The sequence below is a fragment of the Nocardia sp. NPDC003726 genome (assembly GCF_053586955.1).
In genome coordinates this window covers 441,682-454,992 of the sequence record NZ_JBSFNF010000001.1, presented here as the reverse complement: position 1 = coordinate 454,992, position 13,311 = coordinate 441,682, and the positions used below count along the sequence as shown (strand labels likewise).

12 protein-coding genes are annotated in these 13,311 nt (G+C 70.2%); 7 read left to right on the top strand and 5 right to left on the bottom strand.

What is annotated here, in order from left to right; all coding sequences use genetic code 11:
- Positions 1 to 31: 31 nt before the first annotated feature.
- The 3 genes from ACWDMM_RS02075 to ACWDMM_RS02065 are packed head-to-tail and all read right to left on the bottom strand — an operon-like array spanning position 32 to position 3,033.
- Positions 32 to 2,125, bottom strand: coding sequence for an MMPL family transporter (locus tag ACWDMM_RS02075; RefSeq protein WP_397070680.1), 2,094 nt, complete (start codon positions 2,123 to 2,125; stop codon positions 32 to 34).
- A gap of 11 nt (positions 2,126 to 2,136) precedes the next feature.
- Positions 2,137 to 2,670: a hypothetical protein gene (locus tag ACWDMM_RS02070; RefSeq protein ID WP_195082920.1), complete on the bottom strand. Its 534-nt coding sequence runs from the start codon at positions 2,668 to 2,670 to the stop codon at positions 2,137 to 2,139.
- A gap of 6 nt (positions 2,671 to 2,676) precedes the next feature.
- On the bottom strand, positions 2,677 to 3,033 hold the full coding sequence (locus tag ACWDMM_RS02065; protein WP_195082921.1) for a hypothetical protein: 357 nt from the start codon (positions 3,031 to 3,033) through the stop codon (positions 2,677 to 2,679).
- 154 nt (positions 3,034 to 3,187) lie between these two features.
- Between ACWDMM_RS02065 and ACWDMM_RS02060 the strand changes: the two genes are divergently transcribed.
- Genes ACWDMM_RS02060 through ACWDMM_RS02050 form a run of 3 tightly spaced genes read left to right on the top strand, consistent with a single transcriptional unit; the run spans position 3,188 to position 5,581 of the window.
- Positions 3,188 to 4,201 carry a YncE family protein gene (locus ACWDMM_RS02060; protein WP_195082922.1) on the top strand — a complete coding sequence of 338 codons (1,014 nt, stop codon included), beginning with the start codon at positions 3,188 to 3,190 and terminating at the stop codon, positions 4,199 to 4,201.
- Positions 4,201 to 4,500 carry a DUF5703 family protein gene (locus ACWDMM_RS02055; RefSeq protein WP_323124556.1) on the top strand — a complete coding sequence of 100 codons (300 nt, stop codon included), beginning with the start codon at positions 4,201 to 4,203 and terminating at the stop codon, positions 4,498 to 4,500. The genes ACWDMM_RS02060 and ACWDMM_RS02055 overlap by 1 nt, the downstream gene beginning before the upstream one ends.
- Positions 4,501 to 4,504: 4 nt before the next feature.
- Entirely contained in the window at positions 4,505 to 5,581 is a 1,077-nt protein-coding gene (locus ACWDMM_RS02050) for a quinone-dependent dihydroorotate dehydrogenase (protein WP_195082923.1), read from the top strand.
- A gap of 10 nt (positions 5,582 to 5,591) precedes the next feature.
- Here ACWDMM_RS02050 and ACWDMM_RS02045 read toward each other — a convergent pair whose 3' ends face one another.
- Positions 5,592 to 5,975, bottom strand: a complete 384-nt coding sequence (locus tag ACWDMM_RS02045) for a hypothetical protein (protein WP_357107385.1) — start codon at positions 5,973 to 5,975, stop codon at positions 5,592 to 5,594.
- A gap of 685 nt (positions 5,976 to 6,660) precedes the next feature.
- On the opposite strand from ACWDMM_RS02045, the gene ACWDMM_RS02040 reads away from it, so the two are divergent.
- From ACWDMM_RS02040 to ACWDMM_RS02025, 4 genes are all read left to right on the top strand, one after another.
- A complete protein-coding gene (locus tag ACWDMM_RS02040; protein WP_357107382.1) occupies positions 6,661 to 8,205 on the top strand; it encodes a carbohydrate kinase family protein in 1,545 nt (514 codons plus the stop codon).
- Entirely contained in the window at positions 8,202 to 8,933 is a 732-nt protein-coding gene (locus ACWDMM_RS02035) for a GTP cyclohydrolase II (protein ID WP_357207933.1), read from the top strand. Before ACWDMM_RS02040 ends, ACWDMM_RS02035 begins: the two co-directional genes overlap by 4 nt.
- Before the next feature lie 191 nt (positions 8,934 to 9,124).
- Positions 9,125 to 10,957, top strand: coding sequence for an AMP-dependent synthetase/ligase (locus tag ACWDMM_RS02030; RefSeq protein WP_357107379.1), 1,833 nt, complete (start codon positions 9,125 to 9,127; stop codon positions 10,955 to 10,957).
- Between the two features lie 364 nt (positions 10,958 to 11,321).
- A complete protein-coding gene (locus ACWDMM_RS02025) occupies positions 11,322 to 12,449 on the top strand; it encodes an FAD-dependent oxidoreductase (protein WP_195082928.1) in 1,128 nt (375 codons plus the stop codon).
- Between the two features lie 390 nt (positions 12,450 to 12,839).
- Here ACWDMM_RS02025 and ACWDMM_RS02020 read toward each other — a convergent pair whose 3' ends face one another.
- Positions 12,840 to 13,259, bottom strand: a complete 420-nt coding sequence (locus tag ACWDMM_RS02020; protein WP_323124567.1) for a hypothetical protein — start codon at positions 13,257 to 13,259, stop codon at positions 12,840 to 12,842.
- Between the last annotated feature and the right edge of the window lie 52 nt (positions 13,260 to 13,311).

Sequence of the window (13,311 nt, the reverse complement as noted above, 5' to 3'; positions counted from 1 at the left end):
GTCCGTTGTTGTTGCGGCGCGCCAGACCGGCTCACCGCCAGATGAGTTTGAGCACCGCGGGTGTCAGCAGCATGCGGATGACCGTCGCGTCCAGGATCAAGGCCGCGATCATGCCGTAGGCGATGTATTTCATCAGCACCAGATCCGAGAAGCCGAACGCGCCGGTGACCACGATGAGGATCGCGGCGGCGGAGGTGATCACCCCGCCGGTGTGGGCGATGCCGTAGCGGATGGCCTCGGGCGCGTCCGCGCCCGCGGCGCGCGCTTCGGAGACCCGCGACAGCAGGAACACCTCGTAGTCGGTGGACAGTCCGAACACCACCGTCACGATCAGCGCCAGCACCGCGAACATCAGCGGTCCCGGTGTGAAGTGGAAGACTCCCGCGCCGTGCCCCTCGACGAACATCCAGGTCAGCATGCCCAGGGTGGATACGAGGCTCAGTGCGCTCATCACCACGGCTTTCAGCGCGAGCACCACCGAGCGGAACGCCGCGTACATCAGCGCCAGCGCGGCGGCGACCAGGATGGCCAGCAGCATCGGCAGGCCGTCGAGCAGGCCGTTGATGCTGTCGCGCTCCAGGGCGGGCACGCCGGCGACCATCACCCGAACGCCGGGTGGTTCTGGGATGGCGCGCAGCGCGGCGATCACCGCGTCGGCGTCGCGTTTGTCGGTCAGCCCGGCCGCGAGCACGTTGACGCCGTCCTTGGTGGGTGCGGCGGGTTCGAAGCGGCCGGTGAGGCCGGGGATCTGATTCGCGGCGTAGCGGATGTCGCTCAGTTGCCTCGGGTCGGCGCCGACCACCACCAGTTTCAGCGGTTCGGTGCGGAAGCTGGGAAACAGGGCGTCGAAACGTTCCTGCGCGACCCGGGCCGGGTTGTCGTCGGACAGATAGCGTTCGCTCAGGCCGCCGAATTCGATATGGCGCATGGGGATGCTCAACGCGAGCAGGGCCAGCACGATCGGCACGGCCACCGCAACGGGGCGGCGCATCGCCCACAGCGCCAGCCGCGAAAAGAAACCCGCGTCGATCTGGGCTTCGGTTTTGCTGCGGGAGAAGCGTTTCCATCCCAGGAAGTCGATGCGGCGTCCGGCGATGCTCAACGCCGCGGGCAGGGCGGTCACCGACAGCAGCGCCGCCAGCAGCACCGAGCTGATGCCGCCCAGCGGCACCGAGCGCAGCACCCCGTTGGGGAAGATGAACAGTGCGCCGAGGCTGAGGGCGATGATCGCCGCGGAGAACAGCACGGTGCGCCCGGCGGTGGCGACGGTGCGGGCGGTGGCTTCTTCGACGGTGTGGCTCGCGGCGAGTTCTTCGCGGAAGCGGGTGACGGTGAACAGGCCGTAGTCGATCGCCAAGCCGAGGCTGACCAGGGTCATCACGGCGCTGGCGAAGACGTTGACGTCGAGGTGGTCGGTCAGCGCCCGCAGCGCGCCCTGGGTGCCGAGGATGGTCATGCCGCCGATGAGCACCGGCAGCAGCGCGCCGATCACGCCGCCGAACACGAAATACAGCAGGATCGCCACCAGCGGCAGGGCGATCATCTCCGCGCGCCTGATGTCGCGTTGCATGCCGGTGTTGATGCCTTCGACGATCGGCTGCAACCCGGCCAGCTGCACGGTGGTGCCGCCGGGGCCGCCGCCTGGGCGTCCGGCGCCGAGATGGTCTTTGATCGCGGCGTAGTTCTCGACCGTCGCGGTGCCCGAACCGCGCAGGCCGACGCTGGCGAAGGCGTGGGTGTGGGTGGCGTCGGTGGCCTGGGCGGAGAACGGGCTGTCCCAGTAGCTGTCGATCTTCTGGATGCGGTCGGGGTAGGCGGCCAGCAGTCCGGCCAGCTGCTGGGTGACCGGGCCGCGGACGGCCGGGTCGTCGACGGTGGCGCCCTCGGGTGCGGTGTAGAGCAGGATCAGATCGCTGTCGGTGTCGCGGCCGAAGGTGCGGTCGGCCAGTTCGGCGGCGGCGACCGATTCGCTGCTCTCGTCGAACCAGCCTTCCTGGGTCAGCCGCCCGGCCAGGTCGCGGCCGTACCAGCCGGACAGCAGCACGAACAGCACGAAGAAGGCGAGGACGAGGTAGCGGTTGCGGTGCACCCACCGCCCCCACCGCAGTGATCCGCAACTGCGCATCGCGTCGCGGGTCAGCCGCAGGCCGGGGTGCGGTAGTCGGCCGAGCGCAGGATGCCGCACAGGTCGGTGCGCGAGATCTTCCACTTGCCGTCGATGAGCACGAAGTGCACGACGGTGGTGCGGACCGCGGCGCCGGTGCCGTCCTTGTCCAGCCGCATGGTGGCGGTGAGGGTGCCGTCGTGGTTGTCGAACACCGGGTCGGTGACGCCGTAGACGGCGCGCGGGTTGTCCTGCAGCGCCTTGTACATGTCGGGGATGGCCTGGCGGAAGGAGTCTCCGTCCTCGATGAGGGCGGTGCGTTCGCTGTCGGGCAGCGCTGGGTCGAGGGCCCGCTTGATCTGGGCGTCGAGGTCGGCGGCTGTGGGCAGCGGCGGGTGGGCGGCGCTGGAGGACGCGGCGATCGAGGACGACAGCGAGGCATTCGCCGAGGAGCGGGCGGCGTCGACGGCGGCCTCGTCGGTCGCGGTGTCGCACGCGGCGGCGGCCGCGGCCAGCAGCAGGCCGGCCGCGGTGAGCGCGGCGCGGGTGAATCGTGTGTGGGTCATCACTTCCTACATACCTTCGATGACGGAGCTGATCCGTCCCAGCAGGGCACGCACGGTCGTGACGTCCCGTTCCGCGGCGGCCTCGATCGTCGCGGTGTCGGGGATCATATCCCGCACGAAGGCGGCGACACTGCGTTCGTCGTCGAGGTCGATGTCGGTGACCGTGGCTTGGGCGCTGGCGAGCACGTCCTCCGGGCCGGGGACGGCGTCGCCGAGATCGCGGCGGTAGATCTCGAGTGTCAGGGTGGCGCGGACGGTGCGGAACGCGAAGGGGTGGCCGTCGGCGGTGGTCCCGAAGCCGTGCGCGTACGGGCCGACGGTGAGGTCATCGATGACGAATCCCGACGTATGGTCGGCTTTCAACCCGGATCTCCCTGTATCGGACTGTGTGGTCTCCACCGTAGCGCCCGCCGCCGACATTCTGCTCGAGCCGCCACCCCGGTCGGCCGGCCGGGTGTCGCATCATGGTCAGATGGTGAGGTTGCGGAAGATTCGTCGGTAGTAAGGAGTTCGGTGGATGCGCCCTCGCGGCTCGCTCGTCTCGGTGTTCGCGGGTGTGGCGGTGCTGGTGCTGCTGGCCGGATGCTCCTCCGGCTCCGGCGGTTCCGAGCTGCCCACCAGGGAGCCTGCCACCCCCGCGGTCGCGCCCGCGCCTGCGGTGCCGCCGGCGGGGCGGGTGCTGGCGGCCGGTCCGCTGGCGGAGCTGCAAGCCGATGCCGGCGGCAGGTTGCTGGCCGGTCTGGACGGTTCGGTGCTGACGGTGTTCGATCCGGACGCCGCCGAGCCGGTGGTGCGCACCGTGACGTTGCCGCAGCGTGCCGGCGGTCTGGCGCCGGGCAGGCCGGGTGAGATGCTGGCGGCCGCGCCGGGCCGGGTGCTGCGGGTGGACCTCGCCTCCGGGGCGGTGGCCGTGGTGGCCGTGGACGGTGACGTGCGGGCGGTGCGCGCACGCTCCGACGGCGGGTTGCTGGTCGGTACCGCCGACGGCAGGGTGCTGGAGCTGGCGGGCGACGGTGCGGTGACCCGCACGGTGTCCGGCCTGGTGTCGGCCGACGTGCTGGCCGAAGCCGACGGGAAGCTGACCGTCCTGGACCGGCGGCAGACGGCGATCTTCGAGCTGGAGGCGGGCAGGCAGCGGCCGGGATTGGCGTTGCGCGCCGGGGACGGGGCCACGCAGCTGATCGGTGACACCCGCGGCCGGTTCGTGGTGACCGACACCGCGGGCGGTGAACTGCTGGTCTACACCGCGGGACCGCTCGTGCTGCGGCAGCGTTTCCCGGTAGGATCTTCGCCTTACGCACTTGCCTACGACCAGCGGTCGGACACCGTGTGGGTGACGTGCACGCAGCGCAACGAGGTCGTCGGATTCGACCTGTCGACTGGTATACCGAAGGAAGTGGGCCGCTACGCCACCGTCCGGCAACCGAACTCGGTGGCTGTCGAGCAACGCACCGGTGATCTGTTCGTGGGGTCCGCGACCGGCGACGGTCTGCAACGGATCGGTGCGGACGATCGGAAGAGAGGGCACTGATGGCTCGGACACCACGCGCGGACGAGGATTCCGCGGCAGCTACCGAACCGGCAGCACATCGCGGGCGCGGGCGCGCGCTGCCCGCGGGCTGGGAGACCACCAGCGACGACTACGAGTACGTGCCGTTGCGGCTGCCGCCGGATGTGACGCGGGTGACCGCGTCCATGCGGCTGGCGATCCAGGCGGAGTTCGGCGGCTGGGAGCTGTCGCGGGTGCGCGCCTACACCGACGGCAGCAGGCGGGTGCTGCTGCGGCGGCGAAAATCCGCACTACTACCCCAGCCCGAACCCGGAATGTGAGCCGATGTACGCCCTGCTACTCCGACTGATGTTCCTGGTCGCGCCGGAACGCATCCATCACCTCGTCTTCGCCGCGATGCGGTTCGCGGCCTGGTGCGCGCCGCTGCGCTGGGCGATGGGCAAGATCCTCGTCACCCGCGATCCGATCCTGCGCACCGAGGCGTTCGGGGTCGAGTTCACCGCGCCGCTGGGGCTGGCCGCCGGTTTCGACAAGAACGCCGACGGTGTCGATGCCTGGGCGCCGCTGGGGTTCGGTTTCGCCGAGATCGGCACCGTGACCGCGCAGCCGCAGCCGGGCAATCCCGCGCCGCGGCTGTTCCGGTTGCCCGCCGACCGCGCTCTGATCAACCGGATGGGTTTCAACAACCACGGCGCCGCCGCGGCCGCCGAACGGCTGCGGGCGCGCCGCGGCGGGGTGCCGATCGGGGCGAACATCGGCAAGACCAAGATCGTGGCGCCCGAGGCCGCGGCGGCGGACTACGCCGCCAGCGCCGCGCTGCTGGGGCCGCTGGCCGATTTCGTCGTGGTCAACGTCAGCTCCCCCAACACCCCGGGGCTGCGGGATCTGCAGGCGGTGGAGTCGCTGCGGCCGCTGCTGCGGGCGGTGCTGGACAGTGTGCGGGTGCCGGTGCTGGTGAAGATCGCGCCGGATCTGTCCGACGAGGACATCGACGCGGTCGCCGATCTGGCCGTGGAGCTCGGCTTGGCCGGCATCGTGGCCACCAACACCACCATCCGCCGTGACGGTCTGCGCACCGATGCCGCACAGGTGGAGGCCATGGGGGCGGGTGGGTTGTCCGGTCCGCCGGTCGCCGACCGTTCGCTCGAGGTGTTGCGGCGGCTGTACCGGCGGGTGGGTGATCGGCTGGTGCTGATCTCGGTCGGTGGCATCGAAACCGTCGACCAGGCGTGGGAACGTGTCCTGGCGGGGGCGACGCTGTTGCAGGGCTACACCGGTTTCATCTACGGCGGCCCGTTCTGGATGCGCAGAATCCATCGCGGGTTGGCGCAGCGGTTGCGCGCCGGGGGCTACCGCAGTCTCGGTGAGGCCGTCGGGGCCGAGCACAAAGCGCACGCCTGAAGCAGACGGGTCAGCCGTGCACGAACGGCGGTTCAGGGATGCGGGGGCGCCGGGGCCGTGGAGTGTGCCCCGGCGGCGCCGGATCTCCTTTCGGCCGCAGTTCCTGCTCGAGGCGGGCGGCCATGCGCTTGGCGAGCAGGATCACCGCGTGGTCGCGCAAGATGCCCAGTTCGTCGGCGTAGGCCTCGGCCCGGGCTTGGGTCGCGCGGTCGTGCACGGCGTGTGGGTCGCTGAGCAGTTCGTCCAGGGACATCCCGGCCATGGCCTGGCCGCGGGTCAGCCGCCGGTCCGGTAGCCAGCTCAGCCGCCAGCTGTCGGTCGCGTCGGTGTCGCGGTAGGCCGATTCGGGGGTTATGTCACTGGTCATCGTCCATTCGGTGGTGTGGATGGTCATCGCGGTCTCCGGTGCGACGGGTGGAGTGAGGCCGGCTCCAGGGTGCTGAGGTCGATGAGCACGAATGCCTCCTGTCGTGCATCCGCTGGTGCGCCGCGGTGGCCGCGCCGCATGGTGGGTGATCCGCCGCTGCGGCGGGCGTGGTGGGTGCCCTGGGCCGGAGGCGTCCGCTGCCGGGCCGGGTGGTCCAGGGGGCGGCTCGCTGGTGTACGGCCGGGGTGACCGCGGCTTCGGGCGAGCCGGTCGGCGTCGCGCGCCGATCGCGGCGTGCGGGGCATCGGCGCGGTGGTGGGTGCCACGGCTGTGGGGTCCGGGCGACGGAGTCGGTAGCGGCCGGGGCGCCGAGAGGCCGGGTCCGCTACGGCCTGTGGTGGGTCTACCGGTGTGCCGCCGCGAGGCGGATGCCGGCCGGTGTGGTGCCGCGGGAAGTGTTCGGCGGCTCGTTCAGTCCCTCACCGGCTCGGGCACCATGTCGGTGTCGGATCCGGCGGGGCGGTGTCGCCGCCGCCGTCGCGGCTGCCGTATCTGCAGAATCACTTTCATCACCAGCCCTCCCGATGTGCCTGGTGGTGCGATGGGGATCGCCACATCCAGTGTGGCATTTGCCGTTCCCCCCGCGCAATTGCCGTTGTAATTTGGTAATTGACAATTCGCCCGCTGGCTAAACCCGATTCGCGTGGCCAACATGCGCACGACCACCGGTGTCGCGCCGATAGAGGAGGGTGGCATCGCCATGGTCCCGCAGGATTCGGGAATGGTTGCCGTTCGCAATATCCTCACCCGCTTGTGCAAACGTTCCGGCCTGAGCCCGGATCGCTTGCGCAGCACCGAAATCGACGTACTGCCGCTGTTGGATCTGCTGGCGGTGCGTCAGTACGCGCGGCGAGCGGGCATCGACCAGGAGGAGGCGGTGCTGCCGCTGGTGCGCGATCTGGCGCTGCGCTTGGAGCCCACCCACCGGCTGGTCGTCGACGCGGAACTTTCGTTGGGGCTGCTGCGCGAAAACCCGCCCGCCGGAGTGGATCCCGCTCGGCTCTACGCCCAGGATCTGGGTGAGCGGCGCGAATACCTCGCCGAGCGGTGGGCGCGGCTGCACGAAGCCCTTGGCGCGCAACCGGTTCCCGGCGCGCTGACGGTGCGCTCGCTGCGCGGGGCTCCCGAGCGGCGGGCGTTCACCGAGCTGGCCGCGCAGCTGACCACGGCGTCGGTGTTCGACGGCGCGCATGTCGTCGACTTCGGCAACACCTCCGAACATGCTGCGGCGGAACCGGTTCCGGTGGACGACCGCGGTGTGGTCACGGTGATCGGAGACGCGGTCGTCGACCACATGTATGTGGTCGACGGCATCCCCGGCTCCGGGGCCACCGCGCGCGGCAGCTATCGGGAGCATCCCGGCGGCAAGGGCCTCACCCGCGCCGTCGCGGCGGCCAGGCTGGGGCTGCGGGCGCGGCTGATTTCGGCGGTCGGCGACGACGACGCGGGCGATCACATCCTGGACTACCTGCGCAGCGAACGCGTCGACACCGAACTGGTCAAAGTGGTGCCCTACGCCCCGACGCCGGTGACCGCGGTGATCGTGGCCCGCACCGGCGCGGCCGCCACGATCGGCTGCAAGGACGAGCGAATCCGGCTGAGCGCGCAGGAATTGCGCAGCGAGGCCATCCGTGCGGCGATCGCGGCCTCGGATGCGGTGCTGCTGACCTTCGAGCAACCCACCGGCGTCATCGAGCAGATCATGGGACAGTTGCGCGCGCTGCCGCGGCGACCGCTGGTGGTGCTGCATCCCGCGCCGCGGCTGGACCGTCCGCAGTACCTGTATCAGCATCTGGGGGCGGTGGACTACCTCGTCGGCGGCGACAGCGACCTGCGAGCGCTGGCGATGGCGGGCGAGGGCGCGGATGGGCACCAGACCGCGACGCGGCTGCGCGCCCTGGGGGCGGGGGCGGTGTGCGCGATCCAGGATTTCCGGTGCGAAGTGTGGTCCGACCAGGTCAGCGCGAGATTCCAGCCGTTCCCGACGGCGTTGCAGGACTCGGTGGGCGCTCACGCTGCCTTCTCCGCCGCCCTGGTATATCGTCTCGTTTCGACGCGCCGCCCCGCCGAACGCACCGACTACGTCTGGGCGACCGCCGCGATGGTGGCGACGCAATCGATCGGGGATGTCCCCGCGGCGATGCCACTGGTGAGTGAGGTCGAGCGAATCTACAAACTCGCTACGGAGGAGCATTGACCAACGTTGTGGATCCTGCCGACACCGAGCATCGGTTCCGTCGCAACGGGCAAGATCTGCGAGTTCGGGTAGCGGAGTTGGACGCCGACGGCGAGCGGGGCCATCTGCTGCTGTTCGGTGCGGTGGCCGACGGCTGCCTGGTGCGGGTGCACTCGCGCTGCCTGTACGGGGAGGCGCTGCGGTCGCAGGACTGCGACTGCGGACCGGAACTGGACAAGGCGCTGGATCTGATCCAGGCCGCCGGTTCCGGGGTGCTGGTCTATCTGGAACAGGAGGGCCGCGGCGCGGGCCTGATCGCCAAAGCGCTGGGCTACCGGGAAAGCGAGCGCTCCGGCGCGGACACCTTCACCAGCTACGAAGCCCTCGGCTATCCCGCCGACGGACGCACCTACGTGGCCACCGCCCGTGCGCTGGCCGGCCTCGGACTGCGTTCGGTGCAGCTGTTGACCAACAATCCCGCCAAGGTCGAGGCCCTGCGGCAGGCAGGTCTGCTGGTCACCCCCGTGCCGTTGCGCACGCGGGCGCTGAGCGAACGCGCCCGCGACTACCTCGAGGCCAAGCGCACCCGGCGCAAGCACTGGATCCCGACCGACTCCCCACCGTGGGCGTCCGACGAGCACAACGAAGATCACGGGGGCCGGCCGTACGCGGTGGACGCGGTCGGGCTCGCCCCCGGTGACAACGTCCGTCCCCGTCCCGGCCCCGCGCCGGATCTGATCGGTGCCTGAAGGATTGTTGAAGTTTGCCCCACCCGGCTTCCCACATGTGGCTACCATGAGTGAGCCGCGCCACATGTGGCGCGCCGGCTCGTGAGAGACTGACAGCGCGCTCGTCGCGTCATGTCAGGGGATGCGAGTCCCGGATCGGGCGTCGGCGCAGGTCGCGCCCGGTTCACGCCAGCGCTATCGGGAACAGGGATATGACGACAACAGAAATCGGATACGCGCATCAGTCGGGCAAAACGGTGTACACCGTTCCCGCCGCATTCCAGGAGACCGCGCGGCTGCGCCCCGACCAGATCGCCTTGCGCAAGGTGGGCGGCACCCAGCAGTACACCTGGCGCGAGTACGCCGAACGGGTGCGCTCGATCGCCGCGGGCCTGGCCGGGCTCGGCGTCGGCCACGGCGACACCGTCGGCATCATGCTGACCAACCGTCCCGAGTTCAATCTCGTCGACACCGCCGCCCTGCACCTGGGCGCCACCCCGTTCTCCATCTACAACACCAGCTCCCCCGAGCAGATCGCCCATCTGTTCACCAACGCGGGCAACAAAGTCGTCGTCACCGAGCAGGTCTTCCTCGACCGGATCACCTCGGCCGGGGTGCCGGTCGAGCACATCATCCTGGTCGACGGCCCCGCCGAGGGCACCGTCACCGTCGAACAGGTCGAGGCCGCGCCCGCCGCCGATTTCGATTTCGACGCCGCCTGGCAGGCCGTCGGCCCCGACGACCTGGCCACCCTGATCTACACCTCCGGCACCACCGGGCCGTCCAAGGGCGTGGAGATCACCCACCGCAACGTGCTCGCCCAGATCATCGCCCTGGTCAACGGCCCGCTGCGGGTCGGGCTGGACGACCGCGCGGTGTCCTACCTGCCCGCCGCGCACGTCGCCGACCGTATCTCCGGGCACGCGATCAACCTGCTCACCGGCATCCAGATCACCACCGTCCCCGACCCGCGCGAAGTCGCCGCCGCCCTGCCCGACGCGCGCCCGACCATCTTCTTCGGCGTCCCGCGCGTGTGGCAGAAGATCAAGGCCGGTGTCGAGGGCAAACTCGCCGAAGAACCGAGCCCGGTGAAGAAGGCGCTGGCCAACTGGGCCATCAGCACCGGGATCGCCGCCGCGCGCGCCGATCTGTCCGGCAAAGGCCGCGGCCCCCTGCTCGGCGCGCAGCACAAGATCGCCGAGACGCTGGTGCTGTCGAAGTTGCGCCACGCTTTGGGCCTGGATCAACTGAAAGTCGCCTCCTCCGGCGCCGCCCCCATCCCGCCGGAGACCCTGGAATACTTCCTCGGCCTCGGCTTCACCGTCAGCGAGGTGTGGGGCATGTCGGAGACCACCGGCGTGGGCACCTACACCGAACTGGACAAGCCGCGGCCCGGTTCGGTCGGGCGTCCGGTCGACGGGGTCGAGCTGCGACTGGACGCCGACGGCGAGGTGCTGATCCGCGGCGCGATCGTCACCCGCGGCTACCGCAACATGCCCGACAAGACCGCCGAGGCCATCGACTCCGACGGCTGGCTGCACACCGGTGACATCGGCACCCTCGACGCCGACGGCTACCTGCGGATCGTGGACCGCAAGAAGGAACTGATCATCAACGAAGCGGGCAAGAACATCGCCCCCAGCAACATCGAGAACTCGGTGAAGGCGGCTTCCTCGCTGATCGGCCAAGTCGTCGCCCTCGGTGACGCCAAGCCCTACATCGCCGCCCTGATCGTGCTCGACCCCGACGTCGCGGCGCTGCGCGCCAAGGAACTCGACGCCACCGGCGAGGACATCGCCACCCTGGCCACCCGCGCGCAGATCGTGGAGGAGGTACTCGCCGCGGTCCAGGCGGGCAACGCCAAACTCTCCCGCGTGGAGCAGATCAAACGCTTCACCATCCTCGGCGCGGTCTGGGAGCCCGGCGGCGACGAACTGACTCCGAAGATGTCGCTCAAACGCGCCCCCATCGCGGCCAAGTACCAGGCCGAGATCGAGGCGCTGTATGCCAAGGAACCTTCCGACCGGGTGATCAGCGTCAAGTAAGCCCTCGCGAAAAGCGCTGTGGCCCAGGTGATCGGCCTGGGTTCACGGCGCTTTTGCGCTCGCACGGCGTGGTCTACGGGTCTTCGTCCATGAGGGTGCGCAGCGCCGAGGCGCCGATCCGCCGAAGCTCCTCGCGGCTGCGCCCGGCCGCGGCCTGGACGGCGATGCCGTCGGAGATCGTGTGCACGAGTGCGGCCAGGGTGGCCGGGTCGTGGCGAGAGGGCAGGTCGACCGGCCCGGTTCCGTCGACTGCTCGACTCCGCCGTGGGCGGCGGCATGCAGGCCTGGCGCCTCGCCGCAATCACAAGAGGGGCGCAAGCCGGGCGCAAGGGCGGTGCAACCCCTGCCCGGCACCCTCGTCACCATGACTCCAGTAACGATCATCGGCGCCGGACTCGGCGGACTCGCTCTGGCCCGCGTCCTGCACGTCCACGGCATCCCGGCCACGGTGTACGAGGCCGAACCGGCCCCGACGGCGCGCTCGCAGGGCGGCATGCTCGACATCCACGACTACAACGGCCAACTCGCCCTCGCGGCGGCCGGACTGATGGAGGAATTCCGCGGCCTCGTCCTGGAAGGCCGCCAGGCGATGCGGATCCTCGACCCGAACGGAACCGTTCTGCTCGACGAACCCGACGACGGCACCGGTGGACGCCCCGAGGTGCAGCGCGGCGAGCTGCGACAACTGCTGCTCGACTCGCTCCCGGCCGGCACCGTCCAGTGGGGCCGCAAGCTCGATTCGGTTCGCGCACTCGGTTCCGGCCGCCACGAGCTGACCTTCGCCGATGGCGGCACGGTCGTCACGAGCCTGCTGGTCGGGGCAGACGGAGCGTGGTCGCGGGTCCGGCCGCTGCTGTCCACCGCGACACCCGACTACACCGGCGAGTCGTTCGTCGAGACCTACCTCTACGACGCCGACACCCACCACCCCGCCGCCGCGGCAGCGGTCGGCGGCGGGTCGATGTCGGCGCCCTCGCCGGGCCGCGAGATCCACGCACACCGCGAAAAGGGCGACACCCTGCACGCCTACGTCGTGCTCGCCAGGCCACACGACTGGTTCGCCGCCATCGACTTCACCGACGCCGCCGCGGCCACCGCACGGGTCGCGCAAGAATTCCGCGGCTGGGCACCGGAACTCACCGCGCTGATCACCGAGACCGACACCCCGCCGGTCTGGCGCCCGCATTACACCCTGCCGGTCGGGCACCGGTGGGATCGGGTACCGGGGGTGACCCTGCTCGGCGACGCCGCCCACCTCATGCCCACGAACGGCGAAGGCGCCAACCTCGCCCTGCTCGACGGCGCCGAACTCGGCAACGCCCTCGCCGCGCACCCCGGCGATATCGAAACCGCCCTCAGCGAATACGAGCAGGACATGTTCGCCCGCAGCACCAAGGTAGCCACCGAGACCGCCGAGTTGTTCGGCGACCGGTACGACGGCACGGCCGAGAGCCTGGTCGCCGCGTTCACCGCACCCCAGCGCATCCGCTGATCCCTAGCCACTGCGCCGGGTGTCCGCGCCTGTCGCGGGGCGCGCGTGGGGGGCCTTGCGGATGTGCCCCGGATCGGTAGGACGGCCGAGCCTGTCGACGCGCGCCCCCGCCGACGGCAGGAATCCACCGAGCGACGGCAACAACAACGCGACCTCGAAGCCGCCCACGCCGCGGGCGTACGGACGCTCGAGCTCGCTCGCAAGGTCAAGTCGTCCCGTTCCGTGGAGGCCGTGCGCGACGTACACCGGCGGATGGTCGCCTTCGGCCCGCATCCTCTGGTCGCGGACTTCGGTGAACGGACCCGGACGTTGCTCGCGGCATGACCGCACCGCTGGTCCCAGGTGCTGCGAACGATCGCCCAGCGCCACCGGAACGCGTGGTGGGACCGCCTACCCCAGCCGCTCGACGGCGAATCCGGCCAACAGCACGGCGAATCCGCCGATCTCGCCGATGATCAAAGCCGCGAGGACGAAACGCATCGACGGCGGCGGGTTGCGCATCTGGTTGTCGGTCTCGCGTTGCAGTCCGAGCCGGATGTAGTTGGCGATCGTCACCACGAACAGCAGGATGATCGCCCCCGCCGCGATGGCGTCGACCGCGGTCGGCCAGCCGGACAGTTCGACGAACCAGGCGATCAACCCGGTCGCGAAGGAATACAGCAGTGCGGCTCGGTGGGCGATGTCGACATAGGGGTGGGCCAGACCGTTCGGCGAGGTGGTCATCGCCTGCCACTTCCATACGCCGAGCACCAGCGCCCACAGGAAGATGAGCCCGGCGAAGAACAGTACCCAGGCCGTTTCCGTGCGAATGATCACGTTCTTACCCTCATCGGTCGCGCGCCCTACTTGGGCGGTTGTTCAG

What these genes read in the sequence shown, in the direction of transcription:
- ACWDMM_RS02050 (WP_195082923.1), top strand. Translation starts at nt 4,505, where the DNA reads ATGTACGCCCTGCTACTCCGACTGATGTTCCTGGTCGCGCCGGAACGC.
- ACWDMM_RS02070 (WP_195082920.1), bottom strand. Translation starts at nt 2,670, where the DNA reads ATGACCCACACACGATTCACCCGCGCCGCGCTCACCGCGGCCGGCCTG.
- ACWDMM_RS02040 (WP_357107382.1), top strand. Translation starts at nt 6,661, where the DNA reads ATGCGCACGACCACCGGTGTCGCGCCGATAGAGGAGGGTGGCATCGCC.
- ACWDMM_RS02055 (WP_323124556.1), top strand. Translation starts at nt 4,201, where the DNA reads ATGGCTCGGACACCACGCGCGGACGAGGATTCCGCGGCAGCTACCGAA.
- ACWDMM_RS02025 (WP_195082928.1), top strand. Translation starts at nt 11,322, where the DNA reads ATGACTCCAGTAACGATCATCGGCGCCGGACTCGGCGGACTCGCTCTG.
- ACWDMM_RS02045 (WP_357107385.1), bottom strand. Translation starts at nt 5,975, where the DNA reads ATGACCATCCACACCACCGAATGGACGATGACCAGTGACATAACCCCC.
- ACWDMM_RS02030 (WP_357107379.1), top strand. Translation starts at nt 9,125, where the DNA reads ATGACGACAACAGAAATCGGATACGCGCATCAGTCGGGCAAAACGGTG.
- ACWDMM_RS02060 (WP_195082922.1), top strand. Translation starts at nt 3,188, where the DNA reads ATGCGCCCTCGCGGCTCGCTCGTCTCGGTGTTCGCGGGTGTGGCGGTG.
- ACWDMM_RS02075 (WP_397070680.1), bottom strand. Translation starts at nt 2,125, where the DNA reads ATGCGCAGTTGCGGATCACTGCGGTGGGGGCGGTGGGTGCACCGCAAC.